The 23,532-nt window shown below is 30.5% G+C and carries 21 protein-coding genes; 10 read left to right on the forward strand and 11 right to left on the reverse strand.

Features of this window, described 5'->3' with window-relative positions; all coding sequences use genetic code 11:
- Positions 1-3: 3 nt before the first annotated feature.
- Both EC396_RS03555 and EC396_RS03560 read left to right on the forward strand, forming a co-directional pair.
- On the forward strand, positions 4-1,356 hold the full coding sequence (locus EC396_RS03555; protein WP_129365331.1) for an HlyD family secretion protein: 1,353 nt from the start codon (positions 4-6) through the stop codon (positions 1,354-1,356).
- A gap of 8 nt (positions 1,357-1,364) precedes the next feature.
- The gene (locus EC396_RS03560; protein ID WP_129365332.1) at positions 1,365-2,747 is read left to right on the forward strand and encodes a TolC family protein; all 1,383 of its coding nucleotides are present in this window, start codon (positions 1,365-1,367) and stop codon (positions 2,745-2,747) included.
- Positions 2,748-2,919: 172 nt separating this feature from the next.
- Here the strand turns inward: EC396_RS03560 and EC396_RS03565 are convergent, their stop codons facing one another.
- A complete protein-coding gene (locus EC396_RS03565) occupies positions 2,920-3,876 on the reverse strand; it encodes an aldo/keto reductase (protein WP_129365333.1) in 957 nt (318 codons plus the stop codon).
- Positions 3,877-4,046: 170 nt separating this feature from the next.
- On the opposite strand from EC396_RS03565, the gene EC396_RS03570 reads away from it, so the two are divergent.
- The gene (locus EC396_RS03570; protein ID WP_129365334.1) at positions 4,047-4,616 is read left to right on the forward strand and encodes an acetate uptake transporter family protein; all 570 of its coding nucleotides are present in this window, start codon (positions 4,047-4,049) and stop codon (positions 4,614-4,616) included.
- 276 nt (positions 4,617-4,892) lie between these two features.
- On the opposite strand, the gene EC396_RS03575 is transcribed toward EC396_RS03570, so the two are convergent.
- The 10 genes from EC396_RS03575 to EC396_RS03620 form a co-directional block, all read right to left on the reverse strand.
- Complete coding sequence (locus EC396_RS03575) at positions 4,893-5,741, reverse strand: DMT family transporter (protein ID WP_129365335.1); 849 nt, start codon at positions 5,739-5,741, stop codon at positions 4,893-4,895.
- A gap of 31 nt (positions 5,742-5,772) precedes the next feature.
- Positions 5,773-6,813 carry an agmatine/peptidylarginine deiminase gene (locus EC396_RS03580; RefSeq protein ID WP_129365336.1) on the reverse strand — a complete coding sequence of 347 codons (1,041 nt, stop codon included), beginning with the start codon at positions 6,811-6,813 and terminating at the stop codon, positions 5,773-5,775.
- Position 6,814: 1 nt separating this feature from the next.
- Positions 6,815-7,702 (reverse strand): carbon-nitrogen hydrolase, encoded by an 888-nt coding sequence (locus EC396_RS03585; protein WP_129365337.1) that lies wholly within the window; start codon positions 7,700-7,702, stop codon positions 6,815-6,817.
- 168 nt (positions 7,703-7,870) lie between these two features.
- The gene (locus EC396_RS03590; RefSeq protein ID WP_129365338.1) at positions 7,871-9,421 is read right to left on the reverse strand and encodes an SDR family NAD(P)-dependent oxidoreductase; all 1,551 of its coding nucleotides are present in this window, start codon (positions 9,419-9,421) and stop codon (positions 7,871-7,873) included.
- 500 nt (positions 9,422-9,921) lie between these two features.
- Positions 9,922-10,638, reverse strand: a complete 717-nt coding sequence (locus EC396_RS03595) for a 3-ketoacyl-ACP reductase (RefSeq protein WP_129365339.1) — start codon at positions 10,636-10,638, stop codon at positions 9,922-9,924.
- Positions 10,639-10,788: 150 nt separating this feature from the next.
- Positions 10,789-12,102, reverse strand: coding sequence for a DEAD/DEAH box helicase (locus EC396_RS03600; RefSeq protein WP_129365340.1), 1,314 nt, complete (start codon positions 12,100-12,102; stop codon positions 10,789-10,791).
- Positions 12,103-12,111: 9 nt separating this feature from the next.
- On the reverse strand, positions 12,112-13,449 hold the full coding sequence (locus EC396_RS03605; protein ID WP_129365341.1) for a DEAD/DEAH box helicase: 1,338 nt from the start codon (positions 13,447-13,449) through the stop codon (positions 12,112-12,114).
- Between the two features lie 63 nt (positions 13,450-13,512).
- A complete protein-coding gene (locus EC396_RS03610; RefSeq protein ID WP_129365342.1) occupies positions 13,513-14,817 on the reverse strand; it encodes a nitrate/nitrite transporter in 1,305 nt (434 codons plus the stop codon).
- 152 nt (positions 14,818-14,969) lie between these two features.
- Entirely contained in the window at positions 14,970-15,605 is a 636-nt protein-coding gene (locus EC396_RS03615) for a response regulator transcription factor (protein WP_129365343.1), read from the reverse strand.
- Between the two features lie 80 nt (positions 15,606-15,685).
- Complete coding sequence (locus tag EC396_RS03620; RefSeq protein ID WP_129365344.1) at positions 15,686-18,679, reverse strand: two-component regulator propeller domain-containing protein; 2,994 nt, start codon at positions 18,677-18,679, stop codon at positions 15,686-15,688.
- Positions 18,680-18,904: 225 nt separating this feature from the next.
- On the opposite strand from EC396_RS03620, the gene EC396_RS03625 reads away from it, so the two are divergent.
- The 7 genes from EC396_RS03625 to EC396_RS03655 all read left to right on the forward strand — a co-directional run bounded on the left by EC396_RS03625 (position 18,905) and on the right by EC396_RS03655 (position 23,530).
- Positions 18,905-19,237, forward strand: a complete 333-nt coding sequence (locus tag EC396_RS03625) for a hypothetical protein (RefSeq protein WP_129365345.1) — start codon at positions 18,905-18,907, stop codon at positions 19,235-19,237.
- Between the two features lie 163 nt (positions 19,238-19,400).
- Positions 19,401-19,724 (forward strand): hypothetical protein, encoded by a 324-nt coding sequence (locus EC396_RS03630; protein WP_129365346.1) that lies wholly within the window; start codon positions 19,401-19,403, stop codon positions 19,722-19,724.
- Positions 19,725-19,843: 119 nt separating this feature from the next.
- A complete protein-coding gene (smpB, locus tag EC396_RS03635; RefSeq protein WP_205757903.1) occupies positions 19,844-20,302 on the forward strand; it encodes an SsrA-binding protein SmpB in 459 nt (152 codons plus the stop codon).
- A gap of 3 nt (positions 20,303-20,305) precedes the next feature.
- Positions 20,306-21,214 carry a geranylgeranylglycerol-phosphate geranylgeranyltransferase gene (locus tag EC396_RS03640; RefSeq protein WP_129365348.1) on the forward strand — a complete coding sequence of 303 codons (909 nt, stop codon included), beginning with the start codon at positions 20,306-20,308 and terminating at the stop codon, positions 21,212-21,214.
- A 1-nt stretch (position 21,215) separates the two neighbouring features.
- Entirely contained in the window at positions 21,216-21,797 is a 582-nt protein-coding gene (locus EC396_RS03645; RefSeq protein WP_129365349.1) for a Maf-like protein, read from the forward strand.
- A 56-nt stretch (positions 21,798-21,853) separates the two neighbouring features.
- Positions 21,854-22,807 carry a transketolase family protein gene (locus EC396_RS03650; protein ID WP_129365350.1) on the forward strand — a complete coding sequence of 318 codons (954 nt, stop codon included), beginning with the start codon at positions 21,854-21,856 and terminating at the stop codon, positions 22,805-22,807.
- Between the two features lie 105 nt (positions 22,808-22,912).
- Positions 22,913-23,530: an outer membrane beta-barrel protein gene (locus EC396_RS03655; RefSeq protein ID WP_129365351.1), complete on the forward strand. Its 618-nt coding sequence runs from the start codon at positions 22,913-22,915 to the stop codon at positions 23,528-23,530.
- Positions 23,531-23,532: the final 2 nt, after the last annotated feature.

The raw sequence follows: 23,532 nt of genomic DNA on the forward strand, positions 1-23,532 counted from the left end.
ACTATGTTAAACATTTCAAATAATAAAGTTGCAACCAATATAGACTTAAAATCATTTAAGTCTGGAAAAGAAATATTCTCAAAGCAATACCATAAAGGATTTAAACGATTTTTACTGTTTTTTTCTATCATTTTGCTAATAATAACCTTTTTACCTTGGACACAAAATATATCTAGCAATGGATTTGTTACAACCTTAAAGCCAGATCAACGTCCGCAAACTTTACAATCTCAAATACCAGGTCGCATTGAGCAATGGTACGTACAAGAAGGTGATTTTGTAAAAAAAGGTGATACCATTTTGCGCATTTCTGAAGTGAAAAGCGAATATTTTGATGAGAAATTAGCTGAAAGAACCGACAATCAGCTTACCGCTAAATCGTCATCTGTTGAAGCTTATAAAAACAAGGTTATAGCCTTAAACAATCAAATTTCAGCCTTACAACAAGAACGAAATTTAAAATTAGAACAGGCAAAAAACAAAGTGATACAAGCGCAATTAAAAGTTAAAAGTGATAGTATTGACTTAGAAGCTGAAAAAATAAAAGCCAACATAGCCAACATACAATACAATCGTGCTGTTAAATTGCAACAAGAAGGCTTAAAATCGGTTAAAGATGTTGAAGATATTGGAAATAAATTACAAGAGGCAAATGCTAAATTAATATCTCAGCAAAATAAATTTTTAAGCACTAAAAATGAAGCTTTAAATAGTGTGCTTTCAATTGCTACTATAGAAGCAACGTATCAAGATAAATTAGCAAAATCAAAAAGTGATTTGTTTACAGCGCAATCAAGTGGTTTAAATACTGAAGTTGAAGTGTCTAAACTTGAAACTGATCTTGTTAATTATAAAAAACGTAGCAGTTTATTATACGTTACAGCACCTCAAGATGGTCAAATTAACAAAGCCATTAAATCTGGTATTGGAGAAACTTTTAAAGAAGGTGAACAATTGGTAAATATTATGCCTTCAAATTACGAATTGGCTATAGAAATATATGTAAATCCAATAGATTTACCATTGATTCATATTGGCGAAAAAGTGCGTGTGCAGTTTGACGGTTGGCCGGCAATTGTTTTTAGCGGATGGCCAAATTCTTCTTACGGAACTTATGGTTCTAAAATTGTAGCCATTGAAAATTTTATTAGTGATAATGGTAAATATCGTGTGCTTTTATCTCCCGATACCAACGATGTGAAATGGCCAGATGCCATTCGTGTTGGTTCTGGAGCAAGAACTATTGCTTTGTTAGAAAATGTCCCAATTGGATTCGAAATATGGCGACAAATAAACAGCTTCCCTCCTAACTTTTACCAGCCAAAAAATAAAAACGAAAGTTCAAAAAAGAAATAAAAGGCATTATGAAAAGATTGGTTACTATTTCGTTATTTTTAATTTGCAGTGCTGCTTTTACACAGGTAAGCGACAATATTTTAACCTTAGAAGAATATTTAGGTTATGTAAAAAAATACCATCCTGTTGTAAAACAAGCACAATTAATTACCAGCGAAAGTGAATATAAATTATTAAAATCTAGAGGCGCTTTTGACCCCAAATTAGAGGTTGATTACAGCAATAAAAAGTTTAAAGGCACGGATTATTACGATAAGTTAAATGCTTCTTTTAAAATTCCAACTTGGTATGGCGTAGAATTTAAAGCCAATTACGAAAATAATGATGGAACTTATTTAAATCCTGAAAATAAAACACCAGAAGATGGTTTGTACAGTTTTGGTGTTTCGGTATCATTAGCAAAAGGTTTGTTAACCAACAATAGAATGATTACCTTAAAACAAGCCAAATTATATGTTGATCAGGCTGAAGCAAAACAAAAAATTGTAATTAACGAAATTTTATATACCGCCATTAATACTTACTTTAATTGGTTAAAAAACTATCAGGCAACATTGGTTTTTGACAATTATATGTTGAATGCCAAAACAAGACTTCAAAATGTAAAAAGAAGCTATATTGAAGGCGATAAACCTGCTATTGATACGCTTGAAGCTAGTATCAATTTTAAAGACAGGTTGCTGGATTTAGAAAAAGCCAAAATCGGATTGATAAAATCTAAATTAGAATTGTCTAACTATTTATGGCTAGAAAACGATTTGCCTTTAGAATTAGAGGAAAATATGATTCCTGATAATTTAACAATTCAAAAAATTGATATTGTTTTAAATAGTTCTATTTTAAATATAGATGATGAACTTATAAATAACAATCCTAAACTTCAACAGCTTCAACTTAAAAAAGAAAGTTTAATTTTAGATAAAAGATTAAAAACAAACAACTTACTACCTGTAATTGATTTTCAATACAACTTTTTATCTTCAAATAATACCGAAACTTTTAATACTTCAAACTATAAAACAGGCTTAAATATGAGCTATCCTTTATTTTTAAGAAAGGAACGCGCAGACTTAAAATTGGCAAAACTAAAATTACAAGATATAGAGTTTGATATTTCGGCCAACAAAGTATTTTTAAAAAACAAGATTCAAAGTACTTTGCAAGAAATTGAATCGTATACTGCTCAATACAATATTTTGCTTAATTTGGTTAAAGACTACGAGCAATTGGTTAAAAGCGAAGAGCGTAAATTTACTTTAGGCGAAGGTTCTTTGTTTCTTGTAAATTACAGAGAGGTAAAACTAATTGAAAGTCAACTTAAAAAAATTGACAGCGAATATCAACTTTTTAATAGTAAATCTAGTTTATTAAGGGTTTTGGCAGATTTGTAATTGTTTGTTTTTTAGCATTTTAAAAACTTTAATATAATTTAAAGCTGAGATCAAAAAAAAAAAAAACCAAATTATGGTGTAACTTATAAAAAATGCTTCAAATTTTATTTGAAGCATTTTTTATAAATTCTAGTAAAATATTACTTTTTCAGTAGTTTGTATCAACCAATTATTAAGTCCAAGGCAACTTATTTCTTTCTTCCCAATAATCTTGAGGTGCTATTTTAAAAGATTTTAGCAAATCTAATTCAGTTGTTTCAAGTTTAAAATTTTGAGCTTTCATGTTTTGTTCCAATTGCTCTTTATTAAATGCACCACTAAGCAGGTATGTTGGCTCTAAATAATCCATCACAAACCTAAGTGCAATAGCATCAATACCAACTTGGTAATTTTTAGCCAAAGTATCTAAAACACTGTAAAGTTTTTGATAATGACTAAATTTTTCATTTTTTAACAATCGACCGTTGGCTAAAGCTTCTTTAACAATAACCGTTTTTTGCATACCAAGTAAATGCTTCAAAATAGTATGAGTCGATTGTTCTAAAATATTGTAAGTTACTTGGTAACTATCAAACAAATCCTCATTTTCAATCTTAATTTTTAAAGCAGTTTCAATAATTTGGCTTTGGTTAGCACCGCTTGTAGTAATACCAATTTGTAAACCGGTTTGTTTTTTTATTTCGTAAAGTTTATTTAAAACATCTTTATTTTCTAAAATGCCACTTTCAAAAGTTGCAGAGTGTACTTGGTATATTTTTAATGCAGGTAATAATTCTTTTGATATTTCCCACTGTGCAACAAGTTTTTCTAAAGAGTGCTCTTTAATTTCATGTGCTCCGCTATAACCCAATTCCCAATCTGCAACATATGTATAACCCCATTTTGTGCTTAAAGTCACATCATTGTGCTTACAATTAGAATTCCAGTTTATTAAAAAAGCCTCTCCTTTACCGTAAGAAGGCGCTGTATCAAAATAACGAATACCATGTTTATAGGCAAAATCAAGCGCACTTAAAGCATTCTCTTCAAATGCTTTAAACGATTTATCTTGCGAACTACCATCGTTAATATTTATGTATTCTGGCCTCCCCAAAGCCGCTAAACCCAATCCAATTTTTGTTTTTGACATATTGCTAGTTGTTGTTCCAATTTATTTTAATAAGTGCTGCAAATTTAACCAAATTACCTTAACGAAAACGCTATCGTAAATAACCTTTTTTACTGATAAAAATCAGTTATAATACAAAGCTATTATGAGTAATTTTGCGTGACTTTAAAAAAATATAAAAGCAGAAAAATATGAGTACAGTAAAATTAGGAAATCCAGCTGTTGTAGGTCTGGGAGGTTTCGGTTTAACAACATTATTATTACAATTTCATAACTTAGAATTATGTGGTTTGGGACCTGTAGTAGCAATGGGATTTATCTTTGGTGGATTGGCGCAAATGATTGCCGGTTTTATGGAGCAAAAAATGGGAAATAACTTCGGTTTTGCTGCATTTTCAGCTTATGGCTCATTTTGGATCGGATTGGGCATTATTTGGATTTTAAATTATTTTCAAATCTACACTTCTTCTGGTACTGATGTTGGCTTTTACTTAATAGCTTGGACACTTTTTACTGTAATTTTATGGATCGGTTCTTTGTTTATTCACAAAGCTATGGCTTTTACATTTACAACATTATTAGCAGGTTTTATATTGTTAGATTTGGTTCATTTCGGATTTCCAGGATTGATATCAACCGCTGCTATTGTGTTAATTGTCTGCGCTTTAGCTGCTTGGTATATGATGGCTGCAATCATTATTAATGATGTGGCTGGAAGAACTATTTTAAGCGTTGGAGAACCATTGTTAAAAAAAGGATAGTTGACTAAAACTAGTTTTTATAACTGGCATTGTTCTTAGAGCAATGCCTTTTTTTTGCCTTAAATTTCAGACTTTAGACTTTTAATTTTTACAATGGCGCTCCGTAAAGGTCGGGCTTTTCGCTATATCTTTTTTACAATTTCACTGCGTTACATTGTAAAAAAGGATGCCGCTGCAATCCCTAGCGCGGTTTCAACAATAAATAAAGTAATACAAATATGTACAGAAATCTTAAAACAACTGCAACTGTTGTAAACTGCAATTGTAAACTGCAACTTACAAACGGTCTTTACGTGCCTTGTAAATTACATTTAACACCAACGATCCAATAATTAACGAAATACCTAACAAGCTCCAAAACGAATAAATTTCATTAAAAAATAAAAATCCAAAAGCAACTGTAAATACCACTTCAACATATTTTATAGGTGCTATTTGATCCGTTTTTCCATTTTGAAATGCTTTGGTCATAAATACTTGACCGTAATACCCAAAAACTCCCAAACTAAATAGTAAAACCCATTCAATTCCAACCGGATTTACCCAGCTATTTAACGATAAAATAAGTCCTGTTAATGTTGCAATTACCATAAAATAATTTACCACTACAACAGGGTTTTCACTTTTACCTATTTTGCTAATTATATTATAAACCAAGCCACTTGTTATAGATGCAATAATGACCAATATCAAGCCCGTAGAATTTATTTGCGAATCAAATCCTTTTAAAACCAATACACCTAAAAATGCCATTATAAAAAACAACCATTGCAAAGGCCAAATTTTCTGTTTCATAAAAAACACTGCAAATATACCTGCAAAAATTGGCGCTAAATACCTAAGAGACACAGCTGTACCAACCGAAAGGTATTTGATAGACATAAAAAAAAGCGTCATTGAGGTAACACCTACCAAACCTCTTAAAATCAACAGTTTTTTATTGTTCCCAAGTATTGGAACACGATTTTTTAATAAAAAACCAAACGTAAAAAACAACGAACTTAACGATCTAAAAAATACAATTTGATAAGCACTTACATTTTCTAAATATTTCACAGTTGCATTCATGCAGGCAAATGCAAAAGTACTAATAAGCATATATTTTATGGATTTTTTAGTATCCATAAACGCGTGTATTAAGGTATTTCATCAAATTTTAAACAGGTATTTGTTGACTTAAACAGTGTAAAGTTCCAAATCCCCAAATTAAATCTATGGCACTAATACCAATAATTTCTCTATCAGGAAAACAGTCTGCAATAATATTTAAGGCAATTCTATCATTAGAATCGTTAAAAGTAGGTACTAAAACGCATTTGTTTATAATCAAGAAATTCGCATAACTGGCTGGTATTCTAATTCCGTCAAAATCCAACCGTTTTGGCATTGGCAAGGTTACAATTTTTGGTGCTTCACCATTTTCTAATTTAGCCTGTTGTAAACGTTTTAAATTGTCTTGTAAAGGTTTGTAATTTGCATCCTCTTTATTTTCTTCAACAACAGTTATAATGGTTGTTGGATTAACAAATCGGCATAAATCGTCTATATGTCCGTGCGTATCATCGCCTTCAATACCATCACCCAACCAAATTACATTGGTAATTCCTAAGTATTCTTTAAAAACAGCTTCGTAATCTTTTTTGGTAAAATTTTCATTTCTAACCTGAATAGATGGATGAAGCAAACATTCTTCTGAAGTTAATAAAGTGCCTTTTCCATTGCTATCAATAGCACCTCCTTCAACAACAACAGGTTTGCCTTTGTACATAACTTGTGTTAACGGTATGTTTAAAAAATCCGCAACTTTTAAAGGTACGTGCTTGTCTAATAAGTAATTATTATATTTTGCCCAACCATTAAAATTAAAGTTTAAAGCCTCTCTTCCATTTTCATTTTCAACCACAATAGGTCCTGAATCTCGCATCCAGCTTCTGTTGGTTTTATGGATTATAAACGAAACGTTTTTTACATTTACATGTGCAGTTTCCAACATCTCTAAAACCCTGTCTTGCAGTTTTTTATCAGCAACTACCAAAACAATTTCTTCAACAGTAGCAACCTTTTTTATAAACTCTACAAAAGCCCATTTAATTGCTTCGTATTTCCCAGGCCAATCGCTTCCGTTGTGAGGAAAACACAATAAAACACCTTGTTGTTTTTCCCATTCAGCAGGAAACCTTCTAGTTGAATTTACCATATTAATCTATCGCTCTTTTTGTAATATCACCAAATGCGTCAATGCGTCTGTCTCTAAAAAATGGCCAATTCTGACGAACATTTTCTTGTAAATCCAAATCAACTTCAGCAATTAAAATTTCTTCTTTATCATGTGATGCTTGTGCTAAAATTTCACCTTGAGGTCCTGCAATAAATGAAGATCCCCAAAACTGAATACCTTCTGTTCCCGGAATGTATTTTTCCAAACCTACTCTATTTGCAGCAGCAACATAAACGCCATTTGCAACAGCATGACCTTTCATAACATTCATCCAAGCACCGTGTTGATTTTCGCCATATTCCTCCTTTTCTAAAGGATGCCAACCAATTGCTGTTGGGTAAAACAACACTTCTGCACCTTGTAAAGCGGTTAAACGTGCAGCTTCTGGATACCATTGATCCCAACAAATAAGTGTACCAATTTTTCCTTTTTTAGTAGGAAATGTTTTAAAACCAATATCACCAGGTGTAAAATAAAATTTTTCGTAAAAATGTGGATCATCTGGAATGTGCATTTTACGGTATAAACCAGCTTCTGTTCCATCAGTATCAATAATATATGCACTGTTATGGTAAATTCCAGCCATTCTTTTTTCAAAGAAAGGAACAATAATTACCACACCTAATTCTTTTGCCAAAGCACTAAATGCAATAAATGAAGTGCTGTACAATTCTTCAGCAATCGCAAAATTTGCTGTGTCTTCACTCTGACAAAAATAATGGCTACTGTACAATTCTGGTAACGAAATAACTTCTGCACCTTGTTGTGCAGCATCTTTTACCCATTTGATACATTTTTTTAAATTGTTTTCAGCTACATCATTCAAATTTAATTGAAGTACAGCAATTTTATAGGTTTTATTAGGCATATACGTTTATTTTGATTGCAAAAATAATGAATTTATTTTATTTGGTTAGAAGGTTGAATGGTTTAACGGTGTAAATGTCTGTGGTTTATTATAGCTTAAAAGGTTAATTGTTTAAAAATATAATAATCATAATTGTACATTATTCATTTTTCAATATTAATTATTAATTTACCAAGCAATTGGTTTATAGTCTTTTAAAAATTTACCACACCAATGTTTCCCAGTGTTAATTCCATCAAACAAAGGATCAACTACCCTTGCAGCGCCATCAACAATATCTAATGGTGGCTGAAAATCAAACAATTCTTGTTTCTTTTTAGACAATTCTGCCGGATCTTCATCTGTTACCCAACCTGTATCAACGGCATTCATAAAAATACCATCTTTTGCCAAAGTTCCTGCCGCAGTATGTGTTAACATATTTAAAGCTGCCTTTGCCATATTGGTATGCGGATGGCGGTCTTCTTTAAAATTTTTGTAAAACTTACCTTCCATTGCCGAAACATTGATAATGTGTTTCATTCCTGTATGGTCTTTTTTCATGACTTCTGAAAGACGGTTACATAAAACAAATGGCGCAACAGAATTAACCAACTGAACTTCAATCATTTCAGTAGTTTCAATTTCACCCAATTTTAAACGCCAACTGTTGACTTTTCTTAAATCAACTTGCTGTAAATCTGCATCTAACTCACCTTCAGGAAAAACTTCTTTTGAAACCAAAGCTTTGTCAAAACTATAAGGAATTTGAGATAATTTAGCCGATGAACTCAACCCGATTCCTGGTTCAGGTCCGTGCCAAGTTACTGGCATATTTTGATTGGAAGAAGCTCCTGATGTTAATATTTTTAGTTCCTGCAAACAATTTTGATGGTCGGTTAAAAGTTCTTGTGCTTTTGCAGGAAGTGCCTCAAATTGTTTTTCTTCATTTTCCATCAAATGCTGATAAAACCCCGAAGGTCTTCGTACGGTTTGTGCGGCATTGTTGATTAATATATCCAATCGTTCGTATTTTTGCTCTATAAAATTGCAAAAAATCTCAACACTAGGAATATGACGCAAATCAAGTCCGTGAACTTTTAAACGATGACCCCACTCCATAAAATCAGGCTCTTTTGAAAAACGCAAAGCCGAATCTACAGGAAAACGCGTAGTTGCAATAACCGTAGCGCCACCTCTTAACAGCATCAAAGTTATATGATAACCAATTTTTAACCGAGAACCTGTAATTACCGCAATTTGCCCTTTTACATTGGCAGTTTGAAAACGTTTTGCGTAATTAAAATCGCCACAATCTGTACACATGGTATCGTAAAAATGGTGCATTTTGGTAAACTCCGTTTTGCAGACATAACAGTTTTTAGGTGTTTCAAGCTCTATGGTTTTTTTTAAATGCAATTCACTAGCAGCTAATAATTTAGGTGCGGTAAAAACAACCGATTCTCTGGCGCTTCTAATACCTGTTTCTTTACGTGCCGTTTTATCTTTGGCTTCTAGCTTGCGTTTTGCTGCTTTTTTACCATCTTTTTTTCTGCGTGAAAATTCGTCACGATTGGGTCTTGAAAACATTCCCGCAACTTTAATCAATTCCGTTCTTTGTTCTTTTTTAATATCAAAAATCTGACTGGTATTATTTACCAATTGAGACAAAACAGCAATACATTTTGCTATTTCTTCGGAAGTAATTCCGTTTTCTAAGCTTGTTTTTTCTTTCTCCATCATAAAAAAAGGTGCATCAAATTATTGAAGCACCATTTTGCAAAGATAGATATTTGAAGTTAGATAATAGAAGTTAGATATTAGAAGTTTTGATACTTCAACTTTTAAACCTTTCAACCATTAACCCTTAAATAAACCACAGAGTTTACAAAGTTTTCAAAAGTTTAAAGAGAAAACCATTCAACCATTACACCTTTCAACTTTTAAACCATTAACACTTAAATAAACCACAGAGTTCACTAAGTTTTCAAAAGCTTAAAGAGAAAACCATTCCACCTTTCAACTTTTAAACCATTAAACTTTTCAACTTTTAAACCTTCCAACCCTCAAATAACCAACAGAGTTCAATAAGTTAAAGGAGAAAACCATTACACCATTCAACTTTTAAACCATTAACCCTTCCAACCCTCAAATAACCCACAGAGTTTACAAAGTTTTCAAAAGTTTAAAGAGAAAACCATTTAACCATTACACCTTTCAACTTTTCAACCATTAAACTATTAAGGATTTGTACTCCAAACACTAGAATTTACCACTACTACCCTACGGTTTAATTTTAATTGCGACACCAATAATTCAGCAATATCTTCAGGTTGCATTACTTTTTCTGGATTGCCATCGGTTAATTTTAAATCCAATGCCATATCAGTTGCAACGGTACTTGGTGTTAGGCAACTGACTCTAATATTGTGTTTTCTAACTTCTTTCATCAATGAGTCTGTCATACCAATCAGTCCAAATTTTGAAGCACTATAAGCACTTGTCATTGCATTTCCGTTTAAGCCAGCTGTTGAAGAAATGTTGATAATATCGCCTACTTTTCTTTCAATCATTTGTGGTAAAAATGCGCGAGTTACATAATAAACTCCCATTAAATTGATTTGTATAATTTGCTCAAATTCAGCAGGCTCTAAAGCCATAAAATTGCCAAATTTTCCAATTCCAGCGTTGTTAATTAATATATCTATTTGCCCAAACGATTTTAAAACGTTGGCTGCAGCGTTGTTAACAGAGTCTAAACTAGCAACATCTGCAGCTACAACATAAGCTTCGACACCAAAAGCACGAACTTCTTCTGCAACTTTTTCTAAATCAGAGGTTGTACGTGACAATAAAGCAACATCAATACCTTCTTTTGCAAATGCCAAAGCCAGTGCTTTTCCAATTCCTTTTCCAGCACCTGTTATTAATGCTTTTTTTCCTTTCAATGATTCCATAATGCAATATTTAATTTTACGATTAAAGTTAATTTTGATTCAAATTTACGTTATTGAATGAGAAATAAAAAAAGCCCATTTAAAAAATAAATGAGCTCTTGTAAAATAATATATTATTTGAGTGATATTTAACTCAATATGAGCACGCTATTAAACAATAAAAACACGAACCTTTTTCTTTTTTAATTTAGTATTGTTCAATTTTTCAACAAGTTCATCGGCAATTGAAACAGGTACAGCAACAAATGTACAATCTTGTTTCAACTCAATAACACCCAATTGTTCGTTTAAAATATTTCCTTGTTTTAAAAACATTCCGGCAATATCTCCTTTTGAAATTTTATCTTTTCTTCCGCCAGAAATAAATAAAGTTTCCCAATAAGGTGTGTTATTTACTCTTTTTGAAGCTAATTTTTCAATCTGACTATTATTGATAAAATCTGGTAAATTTTCTTTGTCCCATTTTAAAATATATGCTGTTCCAGTTTCAGAAACCCTTGCAGTTCGACCGTTTCTATGTATAAAATCATCGCCATTCATAGGCAATTCGTAATGCACAATGTATTTAACCTCAGGGATATCAATGCCTCTTGCAGCTAAATCGGTTGCAACAATTACTTGATAAGTACCATTTCTAAATTTTATCAAAGAGCGTTCTCGGTCTTTTTGATCCATTCCGCCAGTAAAACATCCAAAACTAATCTTATTTTTGGTTAAAAAATCACCTACAATTTCAACACTGTCTTTTAAATTACAAAAAATAATACCTGGCTGACTTGTATTGTTATTAATTACATCTAAAAGCGCACTTAATTTGTTTTTTGAAGTCGAAACAATTGTTTTTACACTTAATTTTGAAGCGGTTTTTTCTTTTAAATAATCAATAATAACAGGCTTATCAAGTCGAACAAAACTAGGGATTTTCACGCCTTTTGTTGCTGAAGTCAAGATGCGTTTATTGATGTTTGACATATAACCAACAATCTCTTTCATTTCATTTTCAAAACCAATTTCCAAACATTTGTCAAATTCATCTAAAACCAGTGTTTTTATAAATTTTTTCGAAAAACGTTCATTTAAAAAATGATCTGAAATTCTACCTGGTGTTCCAATCAATATGGCAGGAATGTGTTTTAACTCAATTTTATCCTTTGCCATAGATCTACCACCATAAACTGCATTTACCTTATAGCCAGAGCCCATACTGCGTATAACTTGCTCTATTTGAATGGCTAACTCTCTTGAAGGTACTAAAATTAAAGCCTGAATTTCACTACTTTCCGGATCTAAATTTTCAATTATCGGCAATAAAAAAGCCAAGGTTTTACCAGTTCCTGTAGGTGAAAGCACGACAGTGTTTGTATTATTTTCAATTACAGGAATTGCTTCTTTTTGCATTTCATTCAACTCAAAAATATTCAATTTTTCAAGAATATCCTGTTGTGTTTTTATATTGTTTGCCATATTTACAGCTTACTTTTTACGTTTTTTAACAACCACTTCTTTAGTAGTTGTATTGTTATTTTGAGAAAGATGGTTTGCCAAAATTTTCTCAATCAACTCTTCCTTTGTTAAATGATGAAAAACAGTTCTGATTTTATTTTTAAATTCCTCAGAAACTTCGTGATTTGGTTTTGTTTTAAATATTTTTTTAGCCCATAATAAAGCATTGTTTTCTTCAATACTTTGCGCATCAGCTTTTTTGAATTTTGAAAAAACAATACCCAATTCAGTTTCAAATTCAGCCAAATCTGCAACTTCTTCAGGTTGCAAAACCGTTAATGAAAGTCCGTTTGCACCTGCCCTTGCAGTTCTTCCACTTCTATGTACATATGTTTCGGGCACATCAGGCAAATGATAATTCACCACATAAGCAATGTCTTTTACATCAATACCACGAGAAGCCAAATCGGTTGCGATTAAAATCTTAATATGACCTTCTCTAAATTGTCCCATAATACGATCACGAATAGGTTGTGTTAAACTACCGTGAATAGCGCCTGACGAAAATTTATTAATGGCTAGGTTTTTAGCTAATTTATTAACTGCCGCTTTTGTTTTACAAAAAATAATACCTCTTTCGCCTTCTTTTGAATTTAAAAAATGCATTAAAACGTCTAATTTTTCAATAGGATCAACAACAACATATTGATGGTCAATACCTTGATGACCAGTAGTTTTCATATCAACACTTACTTCAATAACATGTTTAGACATGTAATTCTGTATCAGTTGTTTAATGGTTCCGGGCATTGTTGCCGTAAACAAAAAAGTTCTTCTTTTTTTAGGTAATTCTTTTAAAATTTCATCCAAGCCTTCTTTTAATGAAGTCACCATTTCGTCAGCCTCATCTAATACCAAATACTGCGCGTTTTTAATATTGATAGCACCTCTTTTAATCAAATCAATCAAACGACCAGGTGTTGCAACAACAATATGTGTGTTGTTTTTTAAGCTTTCAATTTGAGGTTTAATTGGAATTCCACCGCAAATTGAAGCAATAGAAATAGCCGGTAAATTGGTCGAAAAAGATACCAAGCTATTGTAAATTTGTTGTCCGAGTTCTCTTGTAGGTGCAATAATTACAGCTTGAATAGCGGTGTTTTCAACATTAATTAATTGCAATAAAGGCAAGCCGAAAGCAGCTGTTTTTCCTGTTCCTGTTTTTGCCAAACCAACAAAATCTTCTTGCTGATTTAATAAAATTGGGATTGCTTTTTCTTGAATTTCAGTTGGTTTAGAAATATTTAAATCGGCTAAACTTTTTTGAAGTGGTGCTATAATTCCTAACTCGGAAAACTGTTTTGACATAAAATAAATTTCGGCAAAGATAGGTTCTTTTTTAGCGATTGCTATAAAATTGTTTTAAAAGCCCTATTTATGCGGTCTTTCAACTTTTACAGAACCTATTATTAAAAAGGTTAAAAACACCAAATTTAGATAGCCAATATAACTATACGAACCCAAATTTGTAAAGCAATAACTAAACAAACTTGGAGCGACAGCGCTTGCAAACACTAAAAAACTCATCACTTTTCCTGAAATTGCTCCTAAATATTTTCTGCCGTAATAACGTGGCCAGGTTACAGCATTGATAACTCCAAATAACCCACCCAATATACCTAAACCGCCTATTAACAAGTAAATACCAAAGGTAGAATCTAAAAATATCAAACCAATTGAAGCTATTAAACCGCTAAAAAGCATGATAAATAAATATATTTTATGCTGTACGTAATCACTCATGATATTACAGATTGTTGAAACCGTAACTGCAATGATTGATATGGGTAAAAAGATGGCAATAGCTTGGGTTTTTGAATAATCTTGACTTGCAAATATTGAAACAACATGAAAAGTAAAACCCGTAATAAAAAAACTATTGAAAGCCAATATGAGGCCAAACATCCAAAATGCCCTTGTTTTTTTAGCTTCATCTAAAGTTAAATTATGCTCAACAATTGGCGTTTTTGTTTTTTTAATAATTTTTAGAGCACCATCTGGATTTAAATTAAAATCTTCGGGTTTGTTTCTGTAAAACTGTAAAATAAAAAAGCTAAAAATAAATAAACTCAAAGCTATCAATTGCCAACTTTGTTGCCAACCATTATTGTCTATCAAGCCATTTAAAAATAAAGGCGCACTAGAAAAACCTAAGGAAATAGCAATGCTGCTTACAGAATTAACCTTACCACGATTGGCGTTAAACCACATCATAATCATATTACGAGAAGCCATTGTTAAAATACCCTGACCACTTAATCTCATAAAGAAAAACAAAATTGTGATTACAACAAAAGGAACAATCCAAGAATTTATATTTAATAGTTGCTGAATTGTTTCACTTATTTGTACAGAAACTGAACATACCAACAATGCAATTCCTAAAATAACAGTGGCAAAAAAAGCAACGTAACGAGCTCCAAATTTATCGAACAAAACACCTGCTTTTCCTACAAAAAATGCACTAATAAAAGTACCAATCATATACGCATTGCTAAATTGATTTCTGGTAAGTTCTAAAGCATCTTTTAAAGGATCTGTAAATACAGAAACACCCACTGTTTGCCCCGGTACACTTGCAAAAACACCTATTGTACCAATAAATAGAATTACATAACCGTAAAAAAATGGAAATTTAACTGGATTGACAAACGAAAACTTGTTGGAATTGTTCATAAATTATTTTGAGCAGACAAATGTAAGCATCTTATAATTTATCACCATCCTGTTTTGAAAAAAGAGATTTATGAAGTTTACAGTGATTGTATTCAGTTTTAATAATTGTTGCTTTTAATTCAAGTATTTTTTAAACCTTTATTAATATACAACTACCTGTTTAAGTACTTTTTAACAGCATCTAACTTACTATTTACTTGAAGTTTTTTGTAAATATTTTTTGCGTGAAATCGCACCGTGTCTATGGTTATAAATAATTTATCGGCAATATTTTTAAATGGTAAACCTTCGGATAAAGCATGTAAAACTTCTATTTCACGTGACGATAAAAGTTCAAAACCATCAACCTTGTGTTTATTTTGAGGATTAAAAAAGCTGATGACCATTTTAGCAATTACCGGTGAGATTGGAGCTCCTTCTTCTAAAATTTGTTGAACACCCTGCTTAATAGATTTTAATGGTGTGTTTTTTAATAAATAACCATCAGAACCTGCTTTTAAAGCTTCAAAAACATGTTTTTCATCTTTATAAATGGTTAGCATAATTATTGAAACATTTGGAAACTGATGTTTTATATGGTGAATACCTTCAATACCGCTCATACCGGGTAAATTAATATCTAACAAAACAACATCTAAATCTGGACAATCCTTTACGTTTTTTAGAAATTCTTCTACCGAATCTACAGCAATTTTACAGGTAAATAAAGGATCTTCACTAAAGTACTGTTCAATCCCTTCCCTAATTACCCTGTTATCTTCAACGATTGCAATATTCAGAATTTTCATTTTATTTTATTTCAATTAAAGGGGATTTTATAAATATACATATAATATAGTTACTAAAAACTACATGTTAATGTGTAATTTTAATAAAGGTAGTCAAACATCAATTCAACAGTAAAACCTTTTTTTTTGCTAAAGTTTAATATTCCTTTGATTTTTTCAGCTCTAGATTTCATGTTTTTAATACCGTTTCCATTTAAAGTTACATTAGACTCAATCACTTTTGTTCCATTGTCGTGAATGGTTAAAATTAAAAAATATTTGTCTTTTTTAATAGTAACATTTACATGCGTTGCATTTGAATGTTTGATAATGTTTGTTATAGCTTCTTTAAAAATTAAAAAAACATGACGTCTGTAATCTTGGTTTAAGTAAATTGAATTTTGACTATCAACAGTTTTAAAAGAAAATGTAATGTTAAGTGGAGAGAGCAGTAAAAAAAGCACATCCTGCATACGGTCTGTTAAATTAACAAGTGCATTGTTTCTAGAGTCTATTGCCCAAACAACATCACTTAAAGTGTCAACAGCTTCTCTACTTTGCTTAGCTATATCACTTAAAAAATCATCTTTTTCTTTGCTGTCAAGTTTTTCTTTTATTATTTCTGAACGAATTGCAATACCCGTTAAAGTACTACCTAATTCATCATGTAAATCTCTTGAAATTCTAAACCGTAGCTTTTCTAATTCTTTTAAATGATAGAGTTCATATTTTCTAAATAAAAATAAAAATAACAACAATAAAACCGCTAAAGACATTAAAAACCACCATTTTTTATAAAATATTTGATTTACAATAATGGGTAGTGAAATTATTTGTTCGTTCCATAAGCAATAATTTGTTGCCGCCATTACTTCTAAAGTATAATCGCCTGGAGGTAGATTTGTATAAGATAAAATATTGGTTTTATTAAACATACGCCAATCATCATGCAAACCAATTAAACGGTATTTAAATGTATTGTTTTGTGGTTTAAAATAATCACTTAAAGAAAATTCGAAATTTACAAAAGCATTGCTATTTGGGAGTTCTAGCGTAGTTAAATTGTTGTTATCGATATTAGCAAAATAAGTTGAATCTTTATCTGAATTGTACCAGCTTATATTTGTGATATTGAGTTTGAAATTTGTTTTTTTAATTTCAATAGTTTTAGGATCAATACTTGATATGCCATTTTGACCACCAAAAAAAAGGATGCCATTTTTAGTTTTCAATTGTGACGATGTATTGAACTCGTTGCCAGCCAAACCATCATATTCAAAAAAATTAAGAATTTGTTTGTTAACAGTATCATATCTTGATAAGCCTTTTAAAGTACCAAACCAAAGTTCGTTTTTAGCACCTGGAAGCACTGAATAAACGGTATTGTTAACCAAGCCATCTTCTTCAGTTATTTTATCAATTTCTTTTGTATCTATTTTGTATTTAAAAACCCCATTTGACTGAGTGGCAAGCCATAAGGTGTTTTTAACGGTTAAAATTGAACGGATTTCGTGTAGAATATTTTGGATTTTAGAAACTTTAACACTTATAGGATTTACATTGTAATTGATTTGAATATGATACAATCCAGAACTAGAGCCTATCCATAGTTGATCGTTTTTAAAAGGTACAATATCATAAATTATGTCGTTTTTTAAATAGCTTATTCCATTCTCATCTCCTAAAACTACATACATTTTATCAGTTGCTTTATTAAAATAATAGAGTCCGTTTGCAGTACCTAACCACAATACATTGGTTAAATCTTTGTAAATTTTTAAAACATGCGTGTTTGGCGGTAGTAATTTATTAGCTTGGTAAAAAGAATCGTAAATATTTGTTTTTTTATTGTAAATGCCAAGCCCATTGCCTTGTGTCCCTACTAAAAAATTATTTTCGTCGTAGGCCAATAAAGCATAAGGGGTTGTTTTTATTTTGTTTATCCATTTTTTATTTTCAAATTGTTTTTTAATTGGATTGTAGTGGTATAAACTATCGTTTCCTACTGCATAAATTGAACCTGAAAAATCTTGAATTATGGATCTCATTTTTACTGTATGCAAACCGTTTTTTTTATATAAATAGTGATCAAATAAAAGGTGTTTCTTTTTTAATTTATACAAACCATCGGTAGTTGCAACCCATAACAATCCGGTTTTGTCTATAAAAAAAACATTTACCAATGTATTGTCTTTTCCAACAAACGTTTCAGAAATAGTATTTTTATCATTTAAATTAAAATTATAAAAACTACTTAAATTAGTACCTATAAAAATATTCGACAAATTATCGGACAGTGCCAATCCGCTATAGCTTGAAATGTTTTTATCAAAAGTTGAATGGTATTTGAAGTTTTTTGTAGCAGCATCATATACATAAAGTTTTGATTTTAATAATGAATAAATGTTGGATCCCGACTTAAAAATCACAGTAGAATTAACATCTTCTGTATAAATTTCTTTTTGTATTGTTTGATTTCCAATTATTTGAATTGATATTATTTTTTTTACCTGAGGATTTCCATCAATAATATCTAATATCAAATTATCTTCAGAAACTTCAATAATATCATTTACTTGACATAATTTGCTAACATTGTTTATTTTAAAGTTTTGAAATTTATGGTTGCCTAAATATTTGCTAAATTTATTTGTAGCATAGCCAATCCATAACGAATTTTGATTGCCTTTAAAAATTTTAGTAACATAGTTATTCGCAATGCTTTGGGGGTTAACAGTGTCTTTTTTATAATTAATGGCATTTTTAGTGTTGGTATTTATAATTGTAATTCCTCCTTTTGTACCAACCCATAATTCATTGTCAACAATTTTTAAGGTTCTTATATTGTTGTTTGACAATGAAGGTTTTGTGTAGATATTGTATGATATAAAATGATATCCGTCATATCTGTAAAGTCCAAAATTTGTTCCAATCCATAAAAAACCATTTCCATCTTGCTCAATACTGGTTATGTTGTGATTTTGCAACTTAGTGTCAAAAGTTACATTTTCTATCGCATTGAACTCTTGCGCGTTTAAATGGCACAAAAAACCAAAAACAATAACATATAAATAAATAGTTTTTATAAGCCTCATAAAGTATTGTATTAAGCTTTATTAATTATTAAAAGTCTATGAAAGGTAGTGTAATTTTTTAATAAATAGTATCAAAATACAGTACTAGTAGCCAAAACTACATTTAGATGTAGTTGCAATAAGTGTATTTGTAACCTAATTTTACAATAAATAAAACATTGAATTACAGCTGTATAAAACGTAAATATAAAATCAAAAAAGTTTAACCAAAAAAAATTAAATATCATGAAAAATTTAAAAGTATTATTATTCGCAGTAGCATTGGTAGCAACAACAAGTTTATTTGCAACACCAGTTGTTCCAGACATTCCAGCAAAACTAATTGGAGTACAAGTAACAGATTTATTTAGTGAACCAGACTTTAAACTAGATCAAGAAACGGTAGTAGATATTACCTTTACATTTAGTTCTGAAGGTGATATTATTATATTGAATATCGATTCTAATGATAGAGAAATTAGAAACTATATTGCAAAAACTATGAATCATAAGATGATTCAAACTCCTGGAGAAGCAAACAGGGTATTTACATTGCCTTTACGTATTAACAAGCAATAAATTTTAAATTATTTAAAATACCTTAAATCGGTTTGGTTTAAGGTATTTTGAATTAAATAAACTGATAATTCTTATAAACCTACCTAAAACCTACATTATAATGTAGTTGATAAACCTTAAAACACGTTGTATCTTTATATCATAGAATTTAAACACTTTAGTTATGAAAAAATTAGTATTTATGGCAATAGCCATCGCAATAGGAACTTCAAGCTTGTTTGCTGCAAGTTTAGACAATCCTCCACATAAAAATTATAGTGATCTAGATAAACATTCTCCATTTGAATCTACTGATAATAAAGCTGATGTAAAAACAAATAATGATGTAAAAGAAGCGTCTAATACAACAAATTATACCTATGTAGCCAATGATATTCAGCAGTATAATTTAAATTACAACAACAAAGAATTGCTTTTAGAAGAAATGCGTATGAAAGCAGTAAAAAATTACTATGATATGATGCCAGACATTATATTAAAGGAATAATTAAAATCCTTTATAAAGAAACGAAGAAACTCAAATCTCATAAGATTTGAGTTTTTTTATTTGTAAATTTGCACCAACTTAAAACGCAGATTTAAAATTATACTACATTTGTAGAAATTATGCAGAAAAATATCAACATAAAAAATAAAAAAGCTCGTTTTGAATACGAGATTTTAGATAAATATATTGCTGGAATTAAACTTACAGGCACTGAAATTAAATCTATTAGAGAAAGTAAAGCGCGTATAACCGAAAGTTTTTGCGAGTTTAATGATGAAGGTGAATTGTTTGTAATCAATATGTTTATTGAAGAATATTTATACGGACATTCATACAACCACAGTCCTAAAAGCGAAAGAAAATTACTTTTAAATAAAAGTGAATTAAAAAAACTTCAAAAGGAAGTGCAAAATGTTGGTTTAACAATTGTGCCACTTCGCTTATTTTTAACCGAAAAAGGTTGGGCAAAATTAGAAATAGCACTGTGTCGTGGAAAAAAATTATATGATAAACGCGAAGTAATTAAAGATAGAGACAATAAAGTTGATTTGGCTCGTATCAAGAAAAATTTTAATTAATAAATGATTTTAGCAACCTATTTAAAACTTGTTAGATGGAAAAATTTGTTGCTCATAGTTTATGTTTTTTTAATTTTTAAATTACTTCTATTCAAATCATTACATTTAAAAACAATCCTTTCAACGCTAGATTTTACATTGTTGCTTAGCGCTGTTTTATGCATTACAGCTGCTGGTTATATTATCAATGATATTTTTGATGTAAAGTGCGATGTGATTAACAAACCTAAAAAAACTATTGTTTCCAAAACAATTACCATTGAAACTGCCAAGCAATGGTATAAAACAACAAATATTACAGGTGTTTTATTAGGCGTTTTATTATGTCTTAAAATTGAAAAACCCTCCTACGCATTCATCTTTTTTGTGAGTCCGCTACTACTCTACTTTTATTCAAAAAAAATAAAATCAAAACCTCTTTTAGGTAATTTATTGGTCTCTGGTTTAACTGCCATTAGTGTTGTTATTTTGCCTTTTTTTGATCTTGATTTTTCAATTAAAACCAACAATCTAGTTATAACAACACAACTCTTAACTTCATTGTTTATTTTTGCATTTGGTTTAAATTTAATACGTGAACTACTTAAAGATATAGAAGATATAAATGGAGATTATAGTTTAAAAATGAATACATTACCCATTGTTATTGGTCGTGTTAGAACCCGAAATTTTGCTTTTGTACTTACCCTGTTTTTAATTGTATTTTTAATCTATATCATTATTAAATACAACCAAATATACCATTTTACAATATTGTACACTTTCTTTTTTGTACTTGCCCCGCTGTCTTATTTTATCGTAAAATTAAAATCAGCCAAGAAAAAAAAGCAGTATCACAATTTAAGTACTTTACTTAAAATCATTATGTTTTTAGGAATCAGTTCATTAATCATTTTTTCAATTACCATTTAAAATGCTTTCACAAAAATTTAAAAATACCAATGTTAACTTAGCTTCTGGATCGCCAAGAAGACAAGAATTATTTAAAGAATTAGGACTTCATTTTTCAATAAAAGTAAAACCTGTTGATGAAATTTACCCTTCAAACTTAAAAGCTTCAGAAATAACAGACTATCTGGCTGTTTTAAAAGCCAGTGCTTTTGACAACGAATTGAACGACAATGATTTAATTATCACTTCAGATACCATTGTTTGGCACAATAACAAAGCGCTTGAAAAACCAAAAGATAAGGATGATGCAATTGCTATGCTGCTTAAATTGTCTGATAGCAACCACGAAGTAATAACTTCTGTTTGTTTAAAAACAAAAACCAAACAAGTTGTGTTTTCTGACGTTACAATTGTTTATTTTAACAAATTAACTGTTGAAGAAATTAATTATTATGTTGAAAATTACCGCCCGTTTGACAAAGCTGGAGCCTACGGAATACAAGAATGGATAGGTTTTATAGGGGTTGAAAAGATTGTTGGTAGTTACTTTAATGTAATGGGTTTCCCTGTTCATAAACTTTATCAAGAATTGTTGAAATTCTAGGATTTACTCAATAAATATCACTATTTTTGACCGTTTTTTAAATAATAAAGTTAAGAATGAAAAAATACACTTTTACAGAGAAAAAAGATACCCGATCAGGATTTGGTGCTGGATTAGCAGAATTAGGAAGAACCAACCCAAATGTGGTTGCCTTATGTGCCGATTTAATTGGTTCATTAAAAATGGAGAAATTTATTGAAGAAAACCCAGAACGCTTTTTTCAAATAGGTATTGCTGAAGCCAATATGATTGGTATTGCAGCAGGACTTACAATTGGTGGTAAAATTCCTTTTACAGGTACATTTGCTAACTTTTCTACCGGTAGAGTTTACGATCAAATTCGTCAATCTGTTGCCTATTCTGATAAAAATGTAAAAATATGTGCTTCTCACGCTGGTTTAACCTTGGGTGAAGATGGTGCTACACATCAAATATTAGAAGATATTGGGTTGATGAAAATGTTACCTGGTATGACAGTAATTAACACTTGTGATTACAACCAAACAAAAGCTGCAACCATTGCAATTGCTGATCACCACGGACCTGTATATTTGCGTTTTGGTCGCCCAGTTGTACCTGTGTTTATGCCAGACAATCAAAAATTTGAAATTGGAAAAGCCATTAAGTTAACCGAAGGAACTGACGTAACTATTGTTGCAACCGGACATTTGGTTTGGGAGGCTTTACAAGCTAGCGAACAATTAGAAGCTATGGGAATTAGTGCTGAAGTTATCAATATTCACACAATCAAACCTTTAGACGAAGAAGCTATTTTAAAATCTGTTTCAAAAACAGGTTGTATTGTAACTGCTGAAGAACACAATATTATTGGTGGTTTGGGCGAAAGTGTTTCTAGAGTATTGGTTCAAAATAATTTAGTTCCTCAAGAATTTGTTGCTGTAAACGATAGTTTTGGTGAATCTGGAACGCCAGCTCAATTAATGGAAAAATACAAATTAAATGACAAAGCCATTGTTGAAGCTGTTCAAAAAGTAATAAAAAGAAAATAATTTTTTTACAATTATATAAAAGCCATCTGAAAATTTAGATGGCTTTTTTTTTGAATGTAATTGCTAATTTTAGTATTTTTAAAAAATAAATATTTAAAAATAACTATGCAAAAAAGATTTCTAACTTCTCTAATACTATTTTTAATCTTTACAACCAGTATCAATGCTCAAAAAACAGGCTGGGGTTTAACAGGGAGTTTAATTTACGCATCAAATGGTAAATTAATTGATGAAGCTACAAATGTACTTGATAAACGAGGTAAAGGTGGAACTGGATTTAATGTTGGTGTTTTTGGAAATTTAAATCTAGGTGCCGTGTACATACGCCCAAAATTAGTTTACAGTCAAACCAATAGCAACTACAATATTGACAACAGTACTTCTTCAGATTTTCGACAAAAAAGTTTTGATTTACCCGTATTGGTTGGTATTAAAATTATAAAACCGATTAGTTTTGTTGTGGGTCCTGCATTTAAATACATTATAAACAGCGGTTTAGAAAATGTAAAATATAAAAATATTGAACAAGAAGCTACCGTAGGTTTAAATATTGGTTTAGCGTTAATTTTAGGTAGAATTGGCCTTGATTTAATTTACGATCGTGGATTTACTAAAAATGAAGCTACTTTTATTGACAATAATACAGAATCTTCATTTAAACTTGATACAACACCTAACCAGTTAATAGTAAGTTTATCTTATAAATTTGGACATAAAAAATAATA

This window comes from Lutibacter sp. HS1-25 (assembly GCF_004121075.1).
In the GTDB taxonomy this organism is placed as follows: Bacteria; Bacteroidota; Bacteroidia; order Flavobacteriales; family Flavobacteriaceae; genus Lutibacter.

Bases quoted from the DNA above. Each gene is read 5' to 3' on its own strand.
- EC396_RS03555 (WP_129365331.1), top strand. From the start codon at position 4: ATGTTAAACATTTCAAATAATAAAGTTGCAACCAATATAGACTTAAAA.
- EC396_RS03560 (WP_129365332.1), top strand. From the start codon at position 1,365: ATGAAAAGATTGGTTACTATTTCGTTATTTTTAATTTGCAGTGCTGCT.
- EC396_RS03565 (WP_129365333.1), bottom strand. From the start codon at position 3,876: ATGTCAAAAACAAAAATTGGATTGGGTTTAGCGGCTTTGGGGAGGCCA.
- EC396_RS03570 (WP_129365334.1), top strand. From the start codon at position 4,047: ATGAGTACAGTAAAATTAGGAAATCCAGCTGTTGTAGGTCTGGGAGGT.
- EC396_RS03575 (WP_129365335.1), bottom strand. From the start codon at position 5,741: ATGGATACTAAAAAATCCATAAAATATATGCTTATTAGTACTTTTGCA.
- EC396_RS03580 (WP_129365336.1), bottom strand. From the start codon at position 6,813: ATGGTAAATTCAACTAGAAGGTTTCCTGCTGAATGGGAAAAACAACAA.
- EC396_RS03585 (WP_129365337.1), bottom strand. From the start codon at position 7,702: ATGCCTAATAAAACCTATAAAATTGCTGTACTTCAATTAAATTTGAAT.
- EC396_RS03590 (WP_129365338.1), bottom strand. From the start codon at position 9,421: ATGGAGAAAGAAAAAACAAGCTTAGAAAACGGAATTACTTCCGAAGAA.
- EC396_RS03595 (WP_129365339.1), bottom strand. From the start codon at position 10,638: ATGGAATCATTGAAAGGAAAAAAAGCATTAATAACAGGTGCTGGAAAA.
- EC396_RS03600 (WP_129365340.1), bottom strand. From the start codon at position 12,102: ATGGCAAACAATATAAAAACACAACAGGATATTCTTGAAAAATTGAAT.
- EC396_RS03605 (WP_129365341.1), bottom strand. From the start codon at position 13,449: ATGTCAAAACAGTTTTCCGAGTTAGGAATTATAGCACCACTTCAAAAA.
- EC396_RS03610 (WP_129365342.1), bottom strand. From the start codon at position 14,817: ATGAACAATTCCAACAAGTTTTCGTTTGTCAATCCAGTTAAATTTCCA.
- EC396_RS03615 (WP_129365343.1), bottom strand. From the start codon at position 15,605: ATGAAAATTCTGAATATTGCAATCGTTGAAGATAACAGGGTAATTAGG.
- EC396_RS03620 (WP_129365344.1), bottom strand. From the start codon at position 18,679: ATGAGGCTTATAAAAACTATTTATTTATATGTTATTGTTTTTGGTTTT.
- EC396_RS03625 (WP_129365345.1), top strand. From the start codon at position 18,905: ATGAAAAATTTAAAAGTATTATTATTCGCAGTAGCATTGGTAGCAACA.
- EC396_RS03630 (WP_129365346.1), top strand. From the start codon at position 19,401: ATGAAAAAATTAGTATTTATGGCAATAGCCATCGCAATAGGAACTTCA.
- smpB (WP_205757903.1), top strand. From the start codon at position 19,844: ATGCAGAAAAATATCAACATAAAAAATAAAAAAGCTCGTTTTGAATAC.
- EC396_RS03640 (WP_129365348.1), top strand. From the start codon at position 20,306: ATGATTTTAGCAACCTATTTAAAACTTGTTAGATGGAAAAATTTGTTG.
- EC396_RS03645 (WP_129365349.1), top strand. From the start codon at position 21,216: ATGCTTTCACAAAAATTTAAAAATACCAATGTTAACTTAGCTTCTGGA.
- EC396_RS03650 (WP_129365350.1), top strand. From the start codon at position 21,854: ATGAAAAAATACACTTTTACAGAGAAAAAAGATACCCGATCAGGATTT.
- EC396_RS03655 (WP_129365351.1), top strand. From the start codon at position 22,913: ATGCAAAAAAGATTTCTAACTTCTCTAATACTATTTTTAATCTTTACA.